The organism is Kordia sp., from assembly GCF_022447245.1.
Taxonomy (GTDB): domain Bacteria; phylum Bacteroidota; class Bacteroidia; order Flavobacteriales; family Flavobacteriaceae; genus Kordia.
In genome coordinates this window covers 61,690-82,494 of the sequence record NZ_JAKVBC010000024.1, presented here as the reverse complement: position 1 = coordinate 82,494, position 20,805 = coordinate 61,690, and the positions used below count along the sequence as shown (strand labels likewise).

Here is a 20,805-nt window from a genome sequence, read left to right as displayed (position 1 = left end):
ATTTCATATAATGGTTGCTCATCTAAGCTGAATGCATGATTGAAAATTGCTTCGCGAATGGTTGCTACATCTTCTACTTCATAGAATGGTACAATAACTGGCGCGAATTTTTGAATCTTTTGCTTTGGTAATCCATCTTCTTCGATGAAAATGGTACGTAAAATTTCATGACGATCTACAAAGATGTTGAAAGCTTCTTCGAACATAGAATGATTCAAGTCGTCTTGCATTCTGAATGCATTGTAAATGTTGAATTCTTTCGACTTTCCTTGAATCTTTTGCAACAACCAAAAACGTGTTTGTGATGGTGATAAGTCATACGCTTCTGCTTCTGGTGCCGCGGCAATATTCTCGAATGTTTCGTCTAATAAAGACTGTGATAAGCTTTCTACCGTAGGGTTCGTGTAAAAGATCTTGAAAGGAATGCGCTTATCCATTTCTTTATGGACACGGTTGATCATTTGCGAAATCATCAAACTGTGACCTCCTAACTCAAAGAAATGATCCTTAATTCCAATTTCTTCTACACCTAAAATATCTTCCCAAATTGTAACCAACGTTTCTTCTGTTTTATTCGTTGGTGCTACATAGTTTTCTTTCACTACGGTAGAAGCATCTATTTCTGGTAATGCTTTTCTGTTTAGTTTCCCATTTGGCGTTAGTGGAATCTTAGGCAACGCTATAAAATAGCTAGGAACCATGTAACCTGGCAATTTTGAGGTAAGCGTTGCTCTCAATTCCGCTTTGTCTACACTTTCTGTAGCTGTAAAATAAGCAACTAGGACTTCTTCGTTTAAATGCGTTTTTACAATCGTTACGACTTGCTGGATAGCTTCAGACGAACGTTGTATTGCTGTTTCTATTTCTTCTAATTCGATTCTGAATCCTCTCAGTTTTACTTGATGGTCTTTTCTTCCTAAGAATGCAATGTTTCCATCAGCCATCCATTTTGCTTGATCGCCTGTGTCGTACATGCGCTGCGATGGATTGAAAGGATTTTGTATGTATTTTTCGTTTGTGAGTTCTGTTCTTCCTAAATACCCTTTCGTTACACCTAATCCAGAGAGGTATAAGCGACCTTCTACTCCAACTGGTACTAATTGACGGTTTTCATCTAAAATGTACGCCTGTGTGTTTAATAATGGTCTTCCTACTGGAATGGTACTATACTCGTTTCCTTCTGAAAGTTGATAGTAGGTACTATACGTAGTATCTTCAGACGGACCGTATAGGTTACGAACTTCTGCGTTCGTTGTTTCTAGCAATGTATTTGCAATATCAACTGGGAAAGGTTCTCCTGCTAAGTTGATTGCTACAACATTTTCTAAACTGCATTCTTTCGCTAATAAGTTACGCATGCTAGATGGCACTGTGTTGATCAAAATGTTTTGATCTTGCTCTACATAGTGTGCAATTTCCAAGGCATTTTGCATCACACGAATGTGTTTTCCTGTCGATAAGGTATAGAAGAACTCATATACAGAAAGGTCAAAACAATGTGACGTTACTGCATAGGTAACTTCATGATTGGTATTGCGGAACTCTTCAAATGCCCAATAGATCATTGCTACGGCATTTTGGTGTGTAATCATAACACCTTTTGGATTTCCTGTCGTTCCTGATGTGTAAATGATGTATGCTAAATCGTCTGCATCTTTAGCAACGTTTACATTCGTATCTGCATATTGATCATTGTTTTCATTGAAATATGCTAAGCTTTCATCAATTACTAAGCGACAGTTACTATCTTTCTCGATGTATTCTATGCGTTCTTGAGGATAATTCTTGTCAATCGGTACATACGCTGCACCCGTTTTTAATACGGCGATTAAAGAAATTACTAATCGCTCATCTCTTTCCATCTTTACTCCGATAAAATCAGAGGTAGTAATGTTATATTTTTCTATTAAAAAACGTGCTAGTTTATTGGCTTCTCTATTTACTTCATCATACGTAAAGCTTTTGTCTCCAAATATAATGGCAGTATTTTGCGGTGTACGTTCAACTTGTTGCTCAAAAAGCTCAATAATAGTTTCATCTGACGGGAAGTTAAAATTTGTATCATTAAACTCGTTTATAATACGGTTTTGTTCAGCTTCCGATACTATAGCAACCAAATCGATTCTCTCTGTGATATTTGTCTCTAAATTTTTTAACCATGATTGGACATTTTGCACAAAGTGGTTTGCTATAGTATCTTTCGTAAAGTTTTCAGAATATGAAACCCATACAGTGAAACCGTTATTTTGTCTTTCAACATGCAACATAAACGGTAAGTTATATTCCGTTTTTCCATAGTTGAATCCGAAAGCTGAATAGTTTTTAAATGTATTTTTTAATTCAAAATCATCTCCAAATTTTGTATACTTATATACTTCTTGAATTTCTGCTTTTGTTTCTTGTAATAATGTTTTAAATGCTTTTCCTTTAAATTCAGGTTGCTCGAATAACAATGGTATATTGTTTTGTCCAAGCATGGTAGAAAAGATAAAATCAGAAGTTTCGAAGTATCTTTCAATTAAAGCGCTGTAGATCACGAAGAATATTGTATACTCTGCGATAGGGTTTTGCGCGGTAATTTTTGTGAAATATGCTAGTTCTTCATTGGTCATGAAAAAACGCTCTGTATTGGCAGGTTTAAACGTTTCTTCGGCAACTGGTGAACTATTTTTCACTTTTTGTATCCAGTAATCTGCGGTAAGTTTATTTTCTAAATTTTTCATGGTTTTAAGTTTTTATGCGGTTAATGCTTCTTCCCCTAGGTAATAGGATGGTATCGTTGCAACTAAGTTTTGGTGTAATGAGTCAATTCGTACTAATATTTTACTAGTAGTATCTGCGCGAAGAACTTCACATTTTAATCCTTCTAATGCTCCACAAACAATTCTTCTCTTTTCCCCTATTGTTGGCAATGCTTCTTCTGTGGTAAGATCCAGAATTTGATCATCTCCAATTAAGAGTTTAATGTTTTCAATCTCATAATCTTGAACTACTGCATATTCTTTTCCAAATTGGATATATGCACAAGCTCCATTTACGGATAATGCTTTATAGAAGTCCATCGGAGATTTTACATTTACAAACACATACGATTTGAATAAAGGCTCTAAAAGAACTTTTTTGCGATCGCTCCAAGTTCTTACGGTTTTGGCAAGTGGTAAGAATGATTCAACTCCAGCTTCCTGAATACGATCATGAACTTTTTTTTCCCAGCGAGAGTTCACATAGAGTACATGCCATTTTGAGTTTGAAGTAGTTTTCATAAGTTAAGTGGTTTTTGAATATAGCTTCGCTTCCCTCAGTCCCATGAAGCTTATTTGTTAATGATTTATGTTTTTTGAATTCCTTAGTCTGACAATGACTTTTTAAGGTCTTCTGGTATTATTTTTTGAGTTCCTTAGTCTTAATTTGACTATGTATGGTCTTCGAGTTTGCTTTTCTGAATTCTTAGTCTTGATCAACTATATATTATGATACTCAGATATGCTTTTTAATTACAGTATAAAAGTACAAGCTAACGTGTTTACTGTCACTACACTAAAGAGTAGTTGTATTCAATATTTTCTGAAACTACACTTTCAGGTAGCTCTGTAGATACAAGGCTTGAAGCTAATGCTTCCTGTGAAACTAATGACTTGTTTTTGTTGAAGAAATCAATCAATCCATCGTATGTAAAAGCTACAGGGATTGTTTCTGATCCTAAGTATTCGATAGATTCTCCAATAACAGATGCTTTGATTCCTAATAAACGTAATACGCGTAGTAGTTTACTATCAATTTCAGCAAAAGCGATATTACCTTTGTGTGCACAAACTGGCGCAATAGCACACACCATTAATTTTTTAAATAAGTTAACGTCTTTTGATTCTTTTTGAATGGCAAATCTTCCAATGTGAAAGATTTCGTTTACATTATAATTTGTTATGGCAAGTAACGGGTTGATTCCAAAAATTTTCTGAATTGGCAATACATCAGAATAATTCCATTTTAATACTCTAATTGCTCCAGTAATTTCGTCAGTATCATTTTTTACTACAAAAATTTCTGAATTATCAATGTACTTAATTTCTTCTTCGTGAATAGCATTAATGTCATCCTCATAATTTTGTGGCAAAACATTATTTGAGTGATGCTTAAAGTTCTCTGTTACGATAAATTTTGCAAGGTCTAAAATCTGTCCTTTTCCTAAGTTTGTTGGGTAGTTTCTTTCAATATTCATGGTTAAAAATTTTGATTCAAAACTATCCCTCAGAGCAGGTGAAAGCGCTACACCAAAGTGTAGTAACTGACTGATTAGTAAAAAACTACACTTTTGTGTAGGTATTAAAACGGACACAAAAGGCACAAAAAAAACGTGCAAAAGCACGCTTTTTCCAGCATTCGTTTTTTAAATAGAATTCTTAATTTTTAACCTAAACTCAACTAAAACAAAGCGTTAAGGTTTTATGAAATATAAAATATAAAATGTTTAATTGGTCATGTAAATAGCATTAGCTATATTTGTTTGGATAGAGATTCCAAGATTGTAAGAAAAAACAACAAACTCCTCCATACTGTTTTTTTATTACTTCTTAGAAAAGTTGCGTATAATATTATGAAAAATACCATACCTGCTATCTGTTTTTCATATATAGATTACATACAAAGATTACTATTCATATAAATATTTATAGAAAAAACATGAGAAAAAGAATTGGAAATTTCTAATTCGCATTAACACCTAACAACATTAAATTAAGAAGAAATTAGGAACAACTAAAAAAGTTAAAAAAGAAACATAACCTAAAAAACAGCGGAATAAAATATAAATAAGGGTTTCCCCTTGAACAAGGGAAAAAAAGGGAAAAAAGTGAATTCTGCTAAAAGTATATCATTAAACAATATATAACAGTTGTACAATGATAAGATGTTTTTGTTGTTAATGCTCTCACCAGGCGAGACAAAACATTACTGACTTTTAGTGGACTAAATATTTTACTATGAACGATGTTAATGATTTTTTTTCATTTAGAAATACAGTAAACAGTATTTCGAATAATGAACAACAAAAAACTGCAAATTATTTGGCGCCAGTAATGGCCTTTGCAAGAACTACCTACAAAAGTATTTACATTATTGATTACCAACAAAAAGGATTCGAATACGTTTCAGACAATCCTCTATTTCTATGCGGTCACACTGCTGAAGAAGTACAGGAAATGGGATATGCTTTTTATTTTAAATATGTCATAGAAGAGGATTTAAATTTGTTGTTAAAGATTAATGAGGCTGGGTTTGAATTTTACGAACGTATTCCATTGGAAGAGCGTAAGAATTATACAATTTCTTATGACTATCACCTTAAAAATCAAGAAGGCAAAACCATCTTAATCAATCAGAAGCTGACTCCAATTTTTTTAACCAATGAAGGGAAAATATGGAAAGCTTTGTGTATTATTTCTTTGTCAGCAGAGCAACAAGCAGGAAATATTACCATTTATAAAAAAGGTGATAATAAACTGTTTAGATACGACTTAGAAGGTAACTTTTGGAGAACTTCAGAACGTATAAAGTTAACCAATAGAGAACGAGAAATTCTTTTATTCTCCACCAGAGGATATACAATCAGTGAAATTGCCCAAGCAATCTTCGTTTCTCCAGATACGGTGAAGTTTCACAGAAGAAAACTTTTCGATAAATTGGATGTAACAAATATATCTGAAGCAATCGCCTATGCTACCAACAACAAGTTGATCTAGTTGTTAGCTTAGTATTGTTGACAAATAGAACTCAGGAAACTTTTTGTATTCTTTTCCTGTAGTGATATTGTAAGCAATATGCGCGCACATAGCAGCTACAGTCCATGAAGCTACCGAAAGTTGTGGCGGCGATAATGGCTCTTTTTCAGCTTTGTATTTAGCAATAATTTCATCAATCCAAGTATGTGGAGTTCCCCAAAATTTCAAATAATTAGATGCATATTCAACTACATTCACTTCGCTAAAAGGATCTCCGCCTGGCTTTTTAATACTATCCAATAATAATCCGTCAGGAGCAATAACAGTTACCAATCCTCCCCAACCTAAATTGTACGGGTGCAATACAGGAATATTATTTTCTTGGCAAACTTTATCAAATACTAACGGTACATCTGTTGTAAAATCAAGTGCATTTATGGCAATTTTATGTCCTTTGATATATTCTTCAACATTGTCAACCGTTAAAAAGGTATTGTGTACTGTAATCTTTGCTTTAGAATTAATAGCGAGCAATCTATCTTTTATGGCTTCTGTTTTGTCTACATTAATATCGTTTTCAGTATAATTTTGTCGATTTAAATTTGACTCTTCCACGTGATCGCCATCAATGATTGTGATATTTTCAAACCCTAATCGTAATGCGCATTCGGCAATGACGCTTCCTATACCAGATCCACCCAGAATTAGGGGGGAATTTTTGATAATTTCTTGCTCTTCAGTAGTTAAGTAGATTCTGTTTCTAGAATATCTATCGCTCATATTGATGATTTTTGTTTCAAAGGTACTGTCGTTAGGAGTATGTGCCACTACACAAAAGGGTAGGTTTTTGTATTTTGATGAGTAATAATATAAAAAAATTAGCTAGAATTAAACGTAAATTCTGATTTTTTTGCAAGAAACTATTCTTTTCTAAAAAATCAAAAAATAAAGAAAGTAAAAACTCACAAAATAAAATGCGTATTCTGGAAAGCGTTGTATTTAAGGGCTTTGTTTACCTTCTCTTTGTTATGACTACATAGCATTTTTATAGATTATATTCGGCTCCAAATGCATTTTTTGTTGAAAATAAGTCAATATTACATCAAAATAATGCTGCTATTTTCATAGACTCATTTTTCTTAAAAAAGTTGGTTTTGAATCAAATTCATGGAATAAAAATGCAAATACCAGATAGTTTCAACCACACAAATTATCTTTTTCAAGAATAATTCTCACCATTCATAATCTATAATTTCACCTATTCCTTGATATATTTTTACAATAAGGAAAACCATAAAAAAAGAATAAACAATTGTTTTAAATTTGAGATAAAATAATACTGATAAATTACGTTATATATTTAGTAATCAGCCCATATTCTTTGATAAAATTAACATTAAAAACATTTTCTTATATTTAGTAAAGATTCGTATTACATGAAGAATTTAGTGCAATTTTTAAACCATCAGTATATTCAATATTTTAAATTACAAAACCTCGAAGTTTAATGTTCAACCCCTTTAGAATACTAATCTTACTTCTATGGTATTGCGCATCTACTTCTGTTCTTAATGCACAGGATATTGATTCGCAAGGTAATCTGTGGATTTTCACCTTGGATAAGAGTCGGTCTATGACTGATAAAAATCTAGGATACAAAACCTATGTGTTTTCTAAGCTTTTGGGAGCTAAACTATATGCTAATATAGATTTCTCTAAAGATGAATTTGTCTTTTATGATAGTGGTGTTGTATGGATGCCCGGTTCGTCATTTAATCCAAAAAGTGTTCCCTCCTACTTAAAAAGAGAAAATAGAAGAAAGGAAAAATTCCGTGATCGATTCATTCGACAAGCAACAAAAAGCAATACTCCTTTACAATTTAATGATCCGGCAGCTTTTGAGCAGCGTTTCAAAAGGATTTACGGTATTTGGAATACCAAAAACTTCCCGTATGCAACATCATTCGTAGCATTGATTCAACCGATAACCTTGGCTTCCTTTTTAGAAGATTATAAAGAATTGAATCTGCTAAAGTATAATAAAATCATTTTATGTAGCATTACAGATGATGCCGACCAAACAGATCAGTGGTTGCAAGATTATAAAACGATTCGAAAATTTGTTCCTAATAAACAACACGAAATTGATAGTACATTAAGCGCTTTAATTTACAGTCCTTTCAATGTAAATAGTAAAGGGCGCGGTGCATTTGCTGCTGTTTTTCCTCCTATTGAAAAAAATGGCAAGCCGAAACTATTTGCTTACGAATATACTACTCGACAAGGCTTAATGCAGCCAGCAGGAGTTAATTCGTCAGTAGAAATTAACACCTCAGAACGAGACACTATTGAACTGACAATTAACTCATTGACTTCTAAAAGTCATTTAATAAAGTTAGATTCTATTCTTGTAAATAATGAATTATTGCAAATTTCATATCCTGTTATTCTTAAAAAAGATAGCATTCAAAAAATTCCAGTTTCACTAAATAGTGTGTTTGATAACACAGTTGCTTTGCGTGGTTTTGGGCAACAAATCTATACCGATGATTTACTTGGTGAACGCATTCAAAAAGTAACTATCAACGAAAATCATTCAGGAATCTTCGCGATACATTCGCCGCTACATCGTTCTTCATTATATATCAATGGAACAATTATTTTAGCAATAGTACTGTTCTTGATAGGTAGATTCATCTATAAATTACATCTTCCAAAATGTATTATCATAGGACCTTCAGGCGAAACAACGATTATTAAAAATGGTTTTAAACGTTTTGAACAAAAGAAAAAAATACAATATGCCGGATTTACGAAAGCGTTTAATATTATTTCTTCCGTTCGACTAAAAAATCATTTTGTTGACAATACACAACTAAACGTAGATACTTCCTCCTCAAAAAAATGGATTGCAGTTATTTCTAAGAAAAATCTATTGTTTGTCAATGATATTGAAGTATATCAATTTCAAAAAGGAGATAGTAAACAAATTCAAGGTGTGGAAACTGCGTATCATGCTAAAATTCGAAAAAAGTATGGAGATAAATATGCCATCTACTTTATTCCATATCCGTCAAGCGATACACAGTTAAACTTTACAATGAAAGAAGATCCTTCTCAAAATGAATACAGTATTAGTACTGCAATTATTGATCAAAATATGTTTAACTCAGCTGTTGATATACAGAATGAGCGCATGATTAGTAATCTATTTCTAAAAAATGACATCTCAACAACAACAAATTATATATTGTTGTGTAACAAAATTCAAGATGGAAATACTAGTATTTTGTATGTAAATCTGATTCAATCATACAGCTTAAAAACATTTTTACCAATTCAAATCGTAAAACAATATAAAATTAAACTGAACAAAACTGATGATTTAGAAGAACTCATCAATTATGAAGCTGCTGCTTTGGAAAAAGAATTGAAACAACAACACCAAAAAGCAAAACTGAAAGTATACTATAAAAAAGGTAGTGATACATATGCGTTGTTAGCAGTTAATTATCCGTTTTTCCCAGTGAATTTATCACTTTGCTCCAAAGAAACTAATGCGTCAAAAACACAATTAGTTCTTTATAATTCGGTAACTTACGATAAGGAAGCTGTGGAAAAAAACACCTTACGAATAAAGATCGAACGTCCAAGTGATATTACAATTGAACCGTATTCTATCCAATTGATTTGGAATCCACATGCTTCGGTGTATGGAATGCATTTGACAGATAGAACGGCATATGCTATCAATGGAGAGAATTACTTAGACATCGGAAACCCTGATACTATCACACTTGATGTGATCAAAAATAATGACCAATATACCCTAAAATGTCAAGGACATACCTTACAAACGAATGTCCAAGATTATTTTTATAAACCAATATATAATGAATAATAGATTTTTACCGATAAAAGTCGCCAATAAAGAATTGTCGATCAACTTAAGTATTGATCCAAAATCGTGGTACGATCCAGCATTTGTTGTGGTAAATAGTAATCACAAACTGCTGCTCAGTATTCCCGAAAAAACGTCTATTATTCCTAAACATACATCAAAAACGGCGTTAAATCCAAGAATTTTGAATGAAAAACTGGTAGAAGTTGATGCTGTTCCTGTTTGGGAAGTTACTATTGGTTTAGGTGATTATGGCGAAGATGTACAAGGAGAAATTGGTACTTATTTTACAGGAGAAACCAACAATTCCAAAAAGCAAGGTTTAAAACTAAACTTCACTGGAAATAGCATCCGTACTTTATCTGATTGGGGCGCAATTCACGTACATTTTCGTTACAAAGAAGAAAGTGAAGAAGTACGTTTTGGCTCTTGCTATTTAATTGTTAGTAAAGAAGAAAACAAATTTGGTAGTCTGAATATCGATTTAGGTTCAGAAGCTACACAAATGGCATACTTACCTATTGAGAAACATTCGCCGGGAATTAGTCCTGTAGCTACGAATATTTCCATCATCAACGAAATCAAAAAAGGATATGCGCAATTGCATGTAGGCGATCATAAAACCGATTATATTCAACGTGACAAAACCGATGAAGATTTATACAAAACTGGAAAAATAATCTACAAAAGAAAAGGAACTTTATCTTCGAGTTATGATGATCCGTCTTGTGTAATGGCATTATTATCTGATCGTAGTTTCTTAGATCCTACACGTATTGCCAATTACAACAAAGCCAACAATCCGATGTTGTGGGATTGGAAAACTCATGAAAGTACCTATATAGAAACGACGAACGTTTTTAATGAAAAAGAAGCGTACATAGAAAAGATTCAGGACAATTTGACCATGATTGGGAATTTAAAACTTGCCTATCTGGATCCTTCTGCCGCAACAAATATTGAGTTGGATGGAAAAGGTATGACTGGTGGAACCAAAAGTGAAGACAATTTGGTAGAACTGATCTCGTATATCTATCAAATATTGATCGGAATTGGAACACGTGAAATGAAGAAAGGAAAAAATGCTTTGTTCATGCGTTTGCTATTGTTGATGCCAAATGTGTACGACCAAGATCGTGTGAATAATATATTGAGAAGTCTCAACGAAAAATTCAATAAAGAATTCATAGCACACTTTTTCACAGATCGTGACGCAACTCGAACACTCGAAACACCCATTGTCATAGAAGCATTTGCTATTTCGGAAAGTGATGCATCTTTGATTGGCTATTTGCGAAACAACTCATTACGCGTAAACAACAAACGTGAAGATATTGACATCAACGATCGCTTTTTAATTATTGATGCTGGAAGAGGAACGATAGATTATTCAATTCTAGAATTTCAAGGAAGTGAATCTTATAGCTGTATTGATCGTGGTGGAATGGCGGGCGCAGGACAGTATTTGACAAACATTTTTCTAAAAGCCGTCGGAAGTCTATTTTCTGAAAAATATGGAAGTCCCGAAAAATATAGTGCCTTCATTCAGCGTGTAGATATGGTACAAGCGTTGGTTTTAGAAGAATTCTACGAGCGCTTGAAAATGAATTATTCTATTGAATACCATAAGAATATTGAAGAAGCACCATTTTTTCAACAGTTTTTAAAACATATAAATAATGCTGATGATCGACTTGCCATTGAAGTACTTCGAAAAAGTTTTGATCAATTAGACAAAGACAACGCATGGGTTTTTACGGTGGAAAGACCGAAAGATTTTATTGAAGCACAATCACTCAATTTGGTGGAAACGCTGGTTGACAATTTGGTCGAAGGAAATCAAGGAGCATTTATCACAGACATTAAATATATAGTACTCAGTGGTCGCGGAATGAAGTTTGACTTATTCCGATCGCAATTACAATCAACACTAGAAAAACGTGTAAAATATACACCGATTAAAAACTGGTTAGGAAAAGTAAAAGATCATAAATCGGTTATTTTTCCAGACTTTATGAGCTCCAAAGACTTAAAGAAAAAAGCGGTAAACCTAAAGCGTATTACCAACTTTTCAGTGAACTCTAACAGTAATTTATTAATTACGTTTGACAATGAATCGGAAAACAATTCGTTATTTTCTGGTGTAGACATTGAGGAAAATCAACTAAAGCGATTTAACTATCATTATTCTCCAGACAGAAGTCAAAACAGAGACCATTCTGATGATGAAATAACAAGTATCTATTACTTAGGAATGCAGTCAGACTTTGCCTTTTTACTCGGAAGTGATGCAAAAATGTATTATCCTGCACAAGCAGAACGATACAATGATTATAGAAACTTTTTAATTGACACACTCTTTGGTCCGGGACAATCCATGAAGGGAAATCCTGATATGTATAACCGATTTATCAAAGAAATATCATATTTAGGAATCAACAAAACAGTAACAAAACCTAAAGAAGAAGTTAGTATAACACCAGATATTCCGAAAAAAGAAGAAATAGAAACAACTGAAAGTTTTCTGGCTACACCGAAAAAAGAAACCACAGATACAAATAATAAGAAAAGTTCTAGTGATCTTTTAGGTGATTAAATTAACAAACAACTAAGCATAAACCGATGATGACTAAAAAAACTATAAACTCTATACTATATGCGCTAGTATTGTTCCTTTTTATTCTCTTGTTTGTATTCACTGGATCACCAAACAAAGTAGATAAACAACTAACAGCAACTGCTACGCCAACCATTACTGATGTGGATGCTGTGGATAGACTCAATTTACAACCTTACAATGAGTTACAAAATGAAATTGCTGAGGTAAAAGAAAATGTCAACGAAACCACACAAGTATTGTATTTTAAGAAGAAAGGGAAAACAGTACAGGTGCAATTGGTTGAAAGTACTGAAACGCTTGCAAAACCTATGGTATTAACCTTAGATGCAGCAGATACGTATAATTTTAACTTTTCTGAATATACGGACAATGATTTTGCAACATTGATAAAATCAAATATTGGAAATGTTGTTTTAACAGCGAATTCTAAATGGACAGAAGGGAAATATTCGTCTGCAAAATTCCCTGTTTTACTTGGTTGGAATACCGCTTTCTCTGAAAAATTTAAAACACTTCGTAGTCAAAAAGTAACGCAAAGCGACGCACAAGTTTCAGCAAATACGACGAAGTCTATTCATTTTTTCTTATGGAGTACAATTGAATACATGAAATCTGAAGGCAAAGACAAATTTCTGTATCACATTGCAAAAGATGGAGAAAACTACAGTATTACATCAACCTTTTTTGATTTTGATCATAAAGAACCAAGAGTCAATCACAGAAACGATTCAACAAAACAGATTAAAGATTACAAAGAAAAATTCGAAAACGCAACCTTAAAAAGTTTCACTTTTACCAAAAATAACGATAACCTGACGCTAACTACTGACGAAGAAATCATTGCTATTCCTATTCGAGCAGGCGATGCTATAAGTGTTGCTACCATTGGAAAAGTAGATCCTACAACCGAAGAAACTGCAAAAAAAGCCTTAACTCCTATTCTAGCGAACTTAAAAAAGGCGGATGCTTCTATTTCCAATTGGGCACAAACAAAATACAAGAAAGCTACTTTAGCACAAGCCTTAGATTTACCAATTCGTACTTCGAGATGGAAACAATTTATTACAGCTAATAAAGCGATAGACTTGTTTGATTTCTTTATTGAAACCATGACTTTTCAATTAGATGAAACTAATCAAGATACAGTTACACTTGAGGCAAACACAACTTTTTTAGAAACCACGAGTAAACTCACCTCTAGTGGAAATACTCTGAGCACAAACATATTGCTGGGTTTGGGAATTTTGACATCGCTGTTTTTATTAATTAAAGAACAATTGTCTCCTAAAACTATTGAAAGAAAGGAAGAAGAAAGTGACGAAATCGAAACTGAAATTGAAGAAGATGAAACAACAACTGTTGGGAATATAGAGCAAGTTGCAGTTCCAATAGTAAATACGAAATCTGACAAAGAAATCATTCAGAAAAAAATCAAAAGCATCAACTCGTTGCAAGAAGCTTCAAAGCTTCCGTGGAAGTCAAGCATTGAAAAAGAATTGAGGTATTTAATTCAACATAAAGATGAAGTTTCAAAATTGATTGCTGCAAAAAACAAAGATGAAGCAGCATTTCTCAACACATTAAAAGAAGTATATCCGAATCAAATAAACAAACTCGCTTCTCAAAAACAAAATGCAACGCTTTGGAGTGATTTCACAGGAATAGAAGATAAAAAAGAATTGAAAAAATTCTTGAAAACCCATAAAAATGGACTTGAAGGGCTTCCCAATTTGTTAAAAATTGGTTTAAAATATGAAGGTTTCGATAATTCTAAAACCTTTGTTGAAGCATTGAAAAATCTAGCAAAAGAGAAAAAATTCACCAAAGAATTAGATGTTTTATCCAAACTGAACGAAAAGTATCCAAATGATTCTATAGATAGTATCATCAACTTTATAACGAACACTAACGCAACATTAAGCAAAGGTGTAAAAACAGCAAATTCTGTACCCGAATTATTACCTTATGTAAACAGTTGGTATAAAGATTATACAGGAAAAAGTGCGGATTGGGAAAACCTAACAGAAAAAGTTGCTACCAAACAACGTCAAATTCAATCGGAAACGAATACAACTCAGAAACTGGCATATATTCAAGATATATACCAACTCATCACTACCAAAAAAGAGGATGTTTTAGCTGAAATATTGACACAGTTTAAAAAAGAAACTCAAAAGCTAAAAGAAGATACAGCACAACAAATTGCTACTACCGAAAAAACAGCTGCTGAAAAAATTGAAACAGCTAAAAACGTTGCCAACACTGAAATAGCAAACATCAAATCGCAAGCAAAACAAGCATATGAAGCTTTGGAAACATCTGCTAAAGCAACCGCTAATAATAATAAATTAGCCGAAAAATATTTTGCCAACTTATATGATCCATATATCAAAGAATTCCAAAACAAAGCACGCGATTTTGACAATGCAGAATTGACCAAACGTTTGGCGTTTATTGCCTTTAATGCAATGGATTTAGCCAAATTTATCAATGATAATTGGAGCGCAGACATCAAAACGGAAGGAAATATTAGACGTATCTTACGCAGAGAATCACTAGGTGAAGTTCCAAAAGAAAATTTTGATCCAAATACAGCTACTAGCTACATCAATACCATTGTAGCATTTTTACATAATAATGGTGTTAAAGAAGTTGAACACTTGATAGACGGTATTGATATCAACGAGGAATTAAAAGGTCTACACTAAAAAAACAGAAATTTCATGCTCAGTTTCTATTTACTTGCAAGTATCATAGTTCTTGTTGTAAGCTTGCTTATTTCATCATCTCAAAACAACGGAAAAAAAATTGCATTGTTCTCGCTTTCTACACTTATGGTTGTGAGTGTTTGGATATTGGCCCGCTATATTCGATCAAGCGATATTGAATTTTACAAAAATGTAGAAACGCACGCCATTGAACATTTAGGATACGATTTTTCCAATACGCACGAATTGAATTTGATGAATGATGACAAACCTGCAACAGCTTTATTTGATGAAGAACAAGGTAAATTGACCATCAAAGTAGATTCAGTCAATACGGAAACACCATTTCAAATTACCTATGAAGACTTAGGAAAACCATTGTTAGTTTCTACAAATACGGCTGGAACTGATTATAAAATTGCCAATACATCACTTCCTGTTTGGAATCCGCAACAAAAACTTGAGATTCCATTTTCTAGCAACCGAAAATTGGCCTGCTCCTATTATGCAAATGATCAAAAAGAACATTTTTTCATCTTTGAATTTGACGAAAACATCAAAGATGGAGTAAAAGTAATTGATACAATAAAGCGCAGCAAACTCAATATTGGATATCCGATTTTGGATATGGTAGAGGAATGTTTTGATATTGAATTGTCTGATACTGAAATTGAAATCTTAGAAGAAACCTATTTGGTTCGAAATAAAATTTACAGCGATCCGAGTAAACATGAAATTGCGCCATTACATCTATATCCAGGAAAATTAGCGGCAAAAGGAAATGTAACTTTAGGTTCGCAAACACTTGATCCTAGTGTAAATACTCAAAAAATTGTACTTAAAGACAACAGTTATTTTTATATCGGAATTGGACAAAATAAAAGTGCAAAGCTTCAATTAAACTATCAGGAAAATCGTTCGTTGCTCAAGCATAAATCACCTGCGCGTTATCCGTTGTATTTTAACGATTCTATCAAAACTGCAGAATTGCTAATTTCCACTTCTGTAGATGACATCATTAAAAGTTCGCGTGAATATAGCGGTGTGATTAATTTTGAAGGAAGAAGTGCATTTGACAACCGATATCACATCAATGCATCTTTAAAATATGCTATTGAAGATGGACAAACTAAGTTAAACGCTATTAAAATAGACAACAATTCAGGTGAGCTAAAACTTGAAAAAGTACTAGAAAACCAACCTTTTGTCCTTAAAACAAATACCAAAGCTGTTGATTATATTGTTCAAGTCAAAAACTACAATAAAAACATGCTTACCTGTTGGTATTGGTTGCCGTTTTTCATTCTGATTGTTGCCGCATTATTCTTTTACTTTTTAATTCACAAATGGAGAAATAACATTGGCTTTTCTGGGAAAAAAGAAGTTGCTGAAACTAAATTGCTCAACACTTTAAAAATTGAATACGCCCTCTATTGGGTAATCACCGTGTTCTTAACAGTTCGTATCTATTTATTGTGGCGAATGTATGCCTTTCCTCCTTTGGAAGATATTACTTTCTTTGAATTCCAAGAGCTTCAAAACATGGAATCCTTCAAATGGACTATTATTACGTTGATTGGATTTTTAATATTTCGTTTTGTGTATTTATTCATCAAAATACAAGAAATTCCAATTCCGTTTGCACACAAGCTGGAAGAAATCATTCATAAAATCAATTTAAAACCGTTGCTCTTTAAACTTGGAATTCTCGCTGGAATTTGGATTGCGGTTTTTGTCTTCTTATTAATTGCAGATCGATTTATTAGTTTTGCTTTTATCATCACGTGTATCCTACTTCCATTATTTGCGTTTATTTATATCGATAGTAAAATTCCCGAAGATGCTGAAGATACTATTTGGATGATGTTTGGAAAGCGTTTGCTCAACTTGGCATTTTATATTCTTATTTATTATAAGTTTGATGCAGGATTTTGTTTGATTGCGCTCGCTGTAGGTTCTTTTTACTTTTTAATTAAAAACACCTATTTCTTAGTAAAAGAAAAACAAAAAAAACGCACAAAATATTCAATTCTTACAGGTTTCTACCTTTTCGTATTTTTCTGTGTATTCTTTTCACATTATATCATTCCACAACTTCCGCTTTTAAAAGATGCGAGTAATGGACGTATTGCAGCTAGAGGAAAAATAATTTATACAACACCTGGCGAAATGCTTTTGGACGCTGATTTCAATTCTACCCAAGCAAGACGAATTTTATGGGCTTCTGAAAGTCATTGGTTTGCTAACAATCATTTATATGAACGTGTCAAAAACAAAGCAGGTTATCATTTTCCAAACATACGTACACAATACAATTCTAGAGGAGTAAGTTTAACGGTGCATACACGTGAGTTTGTGGTGTTGCGCTACCTTATTTTTGAACACAATATATGGTTACCAATATTGCTCATTGCGCATTTTCTTGCATTATTGCTTATTGTTGGTTACTATTATTATCCAAAAAAACATACCGATCCAATTGATTATTTTAAAACCTTAGGAGCCATTTCGTTGTTCCTTATTTTGAGTATTATCATGTATTTGGTATGTATCAATAGCGTGATATTTATTGGGCAAGATTTTCCATTCCTGACACTTACAGGAAAAGCTGCTATCATCATTCCTTTTATATTAATTGGTTATATCATGTATCACCTCAATTACAAAAACATAGAACATGTACAACAAAAAGCACCAGCACAAGTTCGTGTTCCTGCTTTTGCTCTGTTGGCTGTATTATTTTTAATTGTTGGAGGAAAAGTATGGAGTACGCTAAGCGCGATGGACGATCCTAATATGATTACCCATGAAGCTACACAACCTGTGGAACGTTTGAAAGGCTTTGTGGATATTATGAATTCAGATTTTAGAAGCATTCAAAAAGAATACAAACGTTCAAAACGATTGAAAGCATTAAATTACAAACACATTCCTGATATTTTAGATCGTTATTTAGGCGATACGGAAGAAGCGCGCTTTAAGAAAATTGACACGATGGTAAACAATTATGTGAAACAACCACGTGATGCAAGCTACTTGACATCTGCGTTGAAAAGCTTTGATATGAACGAAGCTAAAAACCTAGAGCATATTTTACATATTCGTAAAAAGCGCTATTCGGATCAGTTTGAATTTGTAGTAAATAGTAGTTATTACCGTATCAAACCTATTTTTGAAAGTTCTAAAGAAAATCCTGATTGGGGAGGCGACTTGTTAGCAATGGAGACTCCGAATCAGTATTATTTGCAACCTGTACAGCAGAAAAAACTAGATTCTATCTTTAAACGTGGACAATTGATAAATCGTCGCACGAAAGATTATGAATCTATTCCACTAGATCGAAAATTGTTTGGAAATTCGTTTGCCAAATCAAAAATGATCAAACTATATCGTGTGCCAAGCAAATGGTTGTTTACAGACGATGACGCGATTGTTGCAAAAATTAGTAATGAGAAAAAAGTAAAGCGTGTTACACTTTCAAACAGAACACGTATTTACAAAGAAGAAAACACCTCAAGTTTTTCAGATTTCATTCTAAATAATGGCGATATTTTCAAAATTGAAGATTACAGACCATTGCGCGTAAGTTATAATTCAGAAAACTATTTGGCTTTAAATTATAATTACAACGGAAAACAACGTTTCTTCTATCCGTTAGGGAAAGGAATGATTTGGGCATATAACTATTCAAAATTATTAGAAAAAAATTACGAAAAAACACCGCCAAAAGAAGCCAAACGCGCTACGTTTGATTATCTATTGCAACAAGATTTAAACGATTTGGCAATTAATAAGGAAATTCACGATGATTTCTTCTTAACTGTGATGGACGGTGAAGGACATGTACGTGCCATGTTTGATTACAATCGTGGGAAAGAAAACTATAAAATCAATCCGAACGATCATAGAAAATTGAATCAGATTTACGAAGAAATCTACTTTAACACACGTCAAGAAGATTTAACGCTAGGCACTCGAAACATTCGTAAAATATATGCTTCTGGAGGATTTGGTTCTACCATAAAACCAATTGTCTATGGAGCTATTACTTCGCAACAAAAGCTGGATTGGGACGCTATCAAACTGAACAATATGTACAGTGATAAAATTTATTCTGCTCCTAAAGACACTACACTCAAAGGGGAACAAGTAAAGTACTTTGGAAACAAACCTTTGGTGGCACCTTGGTTAGAAGCTACAGGCGAATTTAAAGGTGAAATTGATAACAAAACCTACATTTTAAAGTCTAAAAACGCGTATAACGGAATGATGATGCTCTTGGGAAGTTATTCTAATAAGCGATTAAAAAATTATAGAAAAGATATTTTACGCCCAGATTCAGATACGATTGAAATGCGTGAACGCTTCCCTAGATTTACTATTAATGGACGTAACTATGTACTTTCGGAAGATTTTTACGATAAGCTTCCGCAAGATTTGAATAGTACAGATTATGTATTGCGATCTGGATTGATCAACAACTTTGATTTTGATACTTCACGCTCCAAGATGAATACGAGTGTTGATTCTTCTTTTGTAGTATTTAATAGTGAAAACAAAATCAATACGTTCCTGAAAACAGAAGAATTATTCGGAAAAGCAATTCGAAATAGTAATTTTAACTATCAATGGGTTTTTCCTGAAAAGCAAGCATTCATTAAAAACTCTACCAACATTCCGGGAGAAGATTTACGAAACAATATTATCAATCCTGCCAAAGGTGGAAGTCCATTTGAATTGACACAATTGGGAATGTTGGAAAATATAGTGCGCTTGTTTAAGCTGAATTCTGATATAAAAGCGACTGTTCAAGAACAAACCGATAGTACGTACACGAAGATGAACTTTGCGGTAAACGACTGGAGTGATGCGTCTTATAAAGGTTTTGTCAAGAAAAATATTTACCAAACCATGCACAATGTTCCTAAAAAAGGAACTGCACAAGAGGTGTTTAAAGGTAAAAATACCTTTACGGCGTACAATACAAAAACGGAAGAAGATGTTACTTTTTATGTCTATGCGAAGACTGGAACACATAATGGCAAACCAAACGAAGTCAACGATAAATCGCTCGTGATAGTAATCAGTGATGTGGATTTGACCTTGCCAAACTATGAAACCGAGCCAAAATTATACACTATGTTATTGACCATAAACAGTGTTAAAAACTCAGAATATAAGAAAAAACAAAAAAAACTCTTTGACTTAATTATAAAATCAGAATCCTTTAAACTGTATTACGAACTATGAGAAAGCGTTCAAAACATACAAAACCACTGTACAAATTGCTAGGAATCGTATTTTTGGTAGCATTCGTTGTAGGTGCTTGGATTATTTGGAGTCATGGCATTAAAAAAAGTGAGATTGAACTGAATTCTGCAGTTGCTTTTGAAGCCGATAGAACCATTTTAAAACTGAAAAAAGACAGTTTGGTGACGATTTTAAACAAATGGCAAGCTGAAAAGCCAAAGAAGTTCTCTAAAGTACTAGTAGAAGACGATTGGATTATTTGGCCATATGACAAACGCTACCAAAAAGGAATCATGCAGGAAATTTTTGGTGGTGAAGCAACCTATAAGAGAGATTCTATTGTTTTTAAAAATGATACTCAGAATTTGCAATTACGCTTCAAAGCACAAGCAGATACAGCCTATGTTTATGTGCGTTTAATTACACAATATTATTCCGTTTTAGATCAATTTAAAGAAACTTCAAAAACAAAGAAGACTCGAAAGTCAGAATAACACATAAAACATTTCATATTCAACAGATTAAAAAACGAAAAATCTATACTTTCTACCCGATCTTTCCATAAAAAAACTATTTCCATATACGAGTATTTCGTATATTTAGGTAAAA

At 33.1% G+C, this 20,805-nt stretch carries 10 protein-coding genes; 6 read left to right on the top strand and 4 right to left on the bottom strand.

Features of this window, described 5'->3' with window-relative positions; all coding sequences use genetic code 11:
* From MK119_RS16030 to MK119_RS16020, 3 genes are all read right to left on the bottom strand, one after another.
* The coding region (locus MK119_RS16030; RefSeq protein WP_290680631.1) for an amino acid adenylation domain-containing protein at window positions 1-2,723 on the bottom strand (2,723 nt) is incomplete at its 3' end.
* Window positions 2,724-2,735: 12 nt separating this feature from the next.
* Complete coding sequence (locus MK119_RS16025) at window positions 2,736-3,263, bottom strand: UpxY family transcription antiterminator (protein WP_290680629.1); 528 nt, start codon at window positions 3,261-3,263, stop codon at window positions 2,736-2,738.
* 269 nt (window positions 3,264-3,532) lie between these two features.
* Window positions 3,533-4,219: a hypothetical protein gene (locus MK119_RS16020; RefSeq protein ID WP_290680627.1), complete on the bottom strand. Its 687-nt coding sequence runs from the start codon at window positions 4,217-4,219 to the stop codon at window positions 3,533-3,535.
* Between the two features lie 760 nt (window positions 4,220-4,979).
* Between MK119_RS16020 and MK119_RS16015 the strand changes: the two genes are divergently transcribed.
* The gene (locus tag MK119_RS16015; RefSeq protein WP_290680625.1) at window positions 4,980-5,738 is read left to right on the top strand and encodes a LuxR C-terminal-related transcriptional regulator; all 759 of its coding nucleotides are present in this window, start codon (window positions 4,980-4,982) and stop codon (window positions 5,736-5,738) included.
* A gap of 3 nt (window positions 5,739-5,741) precedes the next feature.
* On the opposite strand, the gene MK119_RS16010 is transcribed toward MK119_RS16015, so the two are convergent.
* The gene (locus MK119_RS16010; protein WP_290680623.1) at window positions 5,742-6,497 is read right to left on the bottom strand and encodes a ThiF family adenylyltransferase; all 756 of its coding nucleotides are present in this window, start codon (window positions 6,495-6,497) and stop codon (window positions 5,742-5,744) included.
* A gap of 853 nt (window positions 6,498-7,350) precedes the next feature.
* On the opposite strand from MK119_RS16010, the gene MK119_RS16005 reads away from it, so the two are divergent.
* The 5 genes from MK119_RS16005 to MK119_RS15985 are packed head-to-tail and all read left to right on the top strand — an operon-like array spanning window position 7,351 to window position 20,690.
* Window positions 7,351-9,618, top strand: a complete 2,268-nt coding sequence (locus MK119_RS16005) for a hypothetical protein (protein ID WP_290680622.1) — start codon at window positions 7,351-7,353, stop codon at window positions 9,616-9,618.
* Window positions 9,611-12,214 (top strand): hypothetical protein, encoded by a 2,604-nt coding sequence (locus MK119_RS16000; protein WP_290680620.1) that lies wholly within the window; start codon window positions 9,611-9,613, stop codon window positions 12,212-12,214. Before MK119_RS16005 ends, MK119_RS16000 begins: the two co-directional genes overlap by 8 nt.
* 26 nt (window positions 12,215-12,240) lie before the next feature.
* Window positions 12,241-14,946 carry a hypothetical protein gene (locus MK119_RS15995; protein ID WP_290680618.1) on the top strand — a complete coding sequence of 902 codons (2,706 nt, stop codon included), beginning with the start codon at window positions 12,241-12,243 and terminating at the stop codon, window positions 14,944-14,946.
* Window positions 14,947-14,961: 15 nt separating this feature from the next.
* Window positions 14,962-20,196 (top strand): hypothetical protein, encoded by a 5,235-nt coding sequence (locus MK119_RS15990; RefSeq protein WP_290680616.1) that lies wholly within the window; start codon window positions 14,962-14,964, stop codon window positions 20,194-20,196.
* Complete coding sequence (locus MK119_RS15985) at window positions 20,193-20,690, top strand: hypothetical protein (protein ID WP_290680614.1); 498 nt, start codon at window positions 20,193-20,195, stop codon at window positions 20,688-20,690. The genes MK119_RS15990 and MK119_RS15985 overlap by 4 nt, the downstream gene beginning before the upstream one ends.
* Window positions 20,691-20,805: the final 115 nt, after the last annotated feature.